This is a genomic window from Kitasatospora sp. NPDC004240, from assembly GCF_053603215.1.
Map to the genome: position 1 here is coordinate 1 of NZ_JBSGFD010000375.1, position 3,998 is coordinate 3,998.

Annotated in this window: 2 protein-coding genes and 1 pseudogene; 1 reads left to right on the plus strand and 2 read right to left on the minus strand. The window is 68.9% G+C overall.

The annotated features are described in order from the left end of the window. A pseudogene (locus tag ACWEQL_RS41475) lies at positions 1 to 117 on the minus strand (inositol-3-phosphate synthase); the annotation flags it as partial. 125 nt (positions 118 to 242) lie between these two features. After that, positions 243 to 947 (minus strand): PadR family transcriptional regulator, encoded by a 705-nt coding sequence (locus ACWEQL_RS41480; protein ID WP_452156662.1) that lies wholly within the window; start codon positions 945 to 947, stop codon positions 243 to 245. Between the two features lie 318 nt (positions 948 to 1,265). On the opposite strand from ACWEQL_RS41480, the gene ACWEQL_RS41485 reads away from it, so the two are divergent. After that, entirely contained in the window at positions 1,266 to 3,866 is a 2,601-nt protein-coding gene (locus ACWEQL_RS41485; protein ID WP_452156664.1) for a transglycosylase domain-containing protein, read from the plus strand. Positions 3,867 to 3,998: the final 132 nt, after the last annotated feature.

Sequence of the window (3,998 nt, forward strand, 5' to 3'; positions counted from 1 at the left end):
GTGCATCAGCCCGGGGACCTTGCCGGCCGGGTCGGCGTCCTTGTAGTACTCGACACCCTGCACCAGCGACGCGGCGCAGTTGCCGACGCCCACGATGGCTACGCGAACCGAACCCATTCCGGTTGCTCCCTGTGATCTCATGAGCACCGCCGGGACTCGGCGGAACTCGTCCTGCTTCTTCGATGACTGCTGACGGGCGCGAGGCGCCCACTCCTACCGCGCGGCACAGGGCTGACGCGGTGTCAGCGCTCCTGGGGGGAGCGCCCCGGGCGGTCGTACGGTGGACCGGGCGGGTCCGAGGACCCGTCCTCCTGGCCACGGCCGTCCGAAGTCGTGTGGGGTACTGCGGTGGTCGGCCCGCCGCCGTTGGGCCCCCCGGCCCGTCCGGTGCGGTTGGCCCGCTCGGTCTCGATGAGCTCGTTGAGCCATCTGACCTCGCGTTCCACCGACTCCAGGCCGTGCCGCTGCAGCTCGACGGTGTAGTCGTCGAACCGCTCGCGGGCACGGGCGAGTGAGTTGCGCATCCGCTCCAGCCGCTCCTCCAGCCGGCTGCGGCGTCCCTCCAGGACGCGCATCCGGACCGCCCGGTCCGTCTGGCCGAAGAACGCGAAGTGGACGCCGAAGTGCTCGTCCTCCCAGGCGTCGGGGCCGGAGTCGGCGAGCAGCTGCTCGAAGCGCTGCTTGCCCTCGGGGGAGAGCCGGTAGACGATCTTGGACCGCTTCCCGTTGAGCGCGGTGGCCGGGACGTACTCGACGTCCGGGTTGTCCTCGACCAGGAAACCCTGGGCGACCAGGCTCTTCAGGCAGGGGTAGAGCGTCCCGTAGGAGAAGGCGCGGAACGAGCCGAGCAGGACGTTGAGCCGCTTGCGCAGCTCGTACCCATGCATCGGCGCGTCGTGGAGCAGGCCGAGGACGGCGAACTCCAACACCCCTGAGCGCCTGCTCACTGCCGTCCTCCTCCCGCCTATGTCGCTCCGATGTATCGGCTCGATATATCGAGAACAGTAAACCGGGCCTCCCGAACGGGCAAGGGGGGCACGCGTGAATGTGATCACAAGGCGGCGCGCGGGTGGGCTAGGCAACGGGCTTGTAATGATCTGCCGATGTTTTGCGGGCATTTAGGACTGATGCCCGATTAGGTGTATTTCGGAGGTGCGTACGCTGTCGCGTGTGCACGAGGACCACCTCCGGCGTTAAGGCGGTTGCGGGCATCGGATGTGAACCCTGCCTTCAGGCTCGACCGCCTGGCGAGGAGTAGCTGGAACATGAGCGAACGACGGCGGAGGTCGCCCAACCCGGGCGGCGACGAGCAGCCGGGCGGTGGTCGGCAGGGCGGGCCCGGTCCCGACAGGCTGTCCTCGGACGGTCTCGGCCGTCGGCGTCCCCCGGGCGTCCGGGAGACCGCTCAGCAGCCCCGGATGACCCGTGCCGAGATGCGCAAGGCCGCCCAGAAGGGCGGCAAGCGCGCAGGCGCCGCGGGCACCGCGCCGACGGGCCGGGACGGCGGGCCCGGCAAGAAGCGCTTCATCGACTACCCGCGCTTCGGCAAGCAGGGCTTCCGGCGGTGGCTGCCGTCCTGGAAGTTCGTCGTCAGCAGCTTCCTGCTGGTCTTCGCGACCTGCGTGGGCGGGATCTGGTACGTCTACCAGACGACCAAGATCCCGGAGATGCACGAGCTGATGAAGGAGCAGAACAACATCTACTACTGGGCCGACGGCACGGAGATGACCCGCAAGGGTGAGACCAACCGCCAGATCGTCCAGCTCACCGACATCAGCCCGTACCTGCAGAAGGCCGTCATCGCGGCGGAGAACTCCACCTTCTACAGCGACAGCGGCATCGACCCCAAGGGCATGGCCCGCGCCGCCTACAACATGGCGACCGGCGGCGAGACCCAGGGCGCCTCGACGATCACCCAGCAGTACGTGAAGAACGCCTACCTGAGCCAGGAGCAGACCCTGAGCCGCAAGGTCCGGGAGTTCTTCATCACGCTGAAGATCAACGAGGAGAAGGAGAAGCCCGAGATCCTCACGGGCTACCTCAACACCAGCTACTTCGGCCGGGGCACCGGCGCCCAGGCCGCCGCCCAGGCGTACTACGGGGTCAACGCCAAGGACCTCGACCTGTGCCAGAGCGCCATGCTGGCCGGGCTGCTCAAGGGCGCCAGCCTCTACGACCCGGGCATCACGGGCAACAAGGAGCGCGCCGAGGCCCGCTGGAAGTGGATCCTCGACCGGATGGTGGAGACCAAGAACGCCACCCCGGAGGAGCGTGCCAAGTGCACGACCTTCCCCCAGCCGATCCCGCGCAAGCCCCCGGTCAACATGAACGGGCAGGTCAGCTACCTGGTCGACGTCGCCAACAAGTTCGTGATGTCCAAGGACGGCTCGATCACCCAGCAGAAGATCGACAAGGGTGGCTACCGGATCTACACGACCTTCCAGAAGGACAAGGTCGAGGCGCTCCAGAAGGCCGTGAACGACGTCAAGGGCGAGACGCTCAACCTCCAGAAGCGTCCCGAGCAGGACAAGTGGGTCCAGTTCGGCGCGGCCAGCGTCATCCCCGGTGACGGCGCGATCGTGGCCATCTACGGCGGCGAGGGCGTGGAGAACGGCCACTTCGACAACAACGCCGACGCCAAGGGCATCCAGGTCGGCTCGACCTTCAAGCCCTTCGTGCTGGCCACCGCCATGCAGATCGGCGTGACCACCAAGAAGGACGGCAAGCCGCAGCGGATCAACGCGGACAGCCGCTACCTCTCCGACGACCTCGCGGAGATCCGCAAGGCGGACGGCTCGCTGCTGATCGGCGACGACGGCAAGCCCTACCGGCAGAAGAACGAGGACACCGGCAAGCGCGGCTTCCTCTCGCTGCGCCAGGCCATGCAGTGGTCCTACAACGTGCCCTTCGTCCAGCTCGGCCAGGACGTGGGCAACCAGAAGGTGGCGGAGATCGCCGAGCAGATGGGTCTGCGCAAGGAGAGCTTCACCAACCCGAACACCGCGACCTTCCCGCTCGGCACCTCCACCCCGAGCCCGATCCGGATGGCGACGGCGTACGCGACCTTCGCGGCCAGCGGCAAGCGGGCCGACCCGTACTCGGTGATCAAGGTCGAGTACAACGGCAAGGAGCTGCCGGGCTACAACAAGCCGACGCCGCAGCAGGCGCTGGAGCCCGCGGTGGCCGACAACGTCACCGACGTGCTGGTGAACGTGGCCAAGAACGGCACCGGCTCCAAGAGCAACGCGCTCGGCCGCCCGGTCGCCGGCAAGACCGGCACCACCGACAAGAACCGCTCCGCCTGGTGGGTCGGCTACACCCCGCAGCTGGCCACCAGCGTCGCGATGTGGCGCGAGAACCCGGAGAAGCACGAGCTGGAGTCGCTCAACGGCACCGGCGGCAAGGACTCGGTCCACGGTGGTGACACCCCGACCGACATCTTCACCCGGTACATGAAGGCGGCGCTGGCCAACGAGAAGAAGCTGGACTTCCCGGCGCCGAAGCCGATCGGCGAGCAGGTCGACTCCTCCGGCGCGCCGGCCACGATGACCGCCTCGCCCACCGCCTCGCCCACCGCGACGGCCACCATGCCGGACCCGAACACCCAGCCCACGCAGCCGCCGGCCACCGGCCCGGCCTGCGTGCCCGGTGTGGACTGCCCCGGCACGACGCCCACCCCGACGCCGACCAAGACCCACGGCGGTGGCGGCGGCAGCAGCCCGTCCTGCCTGCTCGGCCCGGTCCTCTGCCCCTCGCCCAGCGCGAGCTCGTCCTCGACCACCGATCCGGGCGGGGGATCCACCCCCAGGCCGACGAAGCCCGGCGGCACGGCGACCCCGGGCGGCGGAGGACAGTCGGTTCCGTAGGCGGCCCACGACGGACAGCGGTGGGGGGGGGGCCCCCGGGGGGCGGCCCCCCCGGGGGGTGTTGGTGGGGCGAGGGGGGGGGGAAAGGGGAGAGGGGGGGGGGTGGAAAAAGTGTTTTAAAGGTGGGGTTGA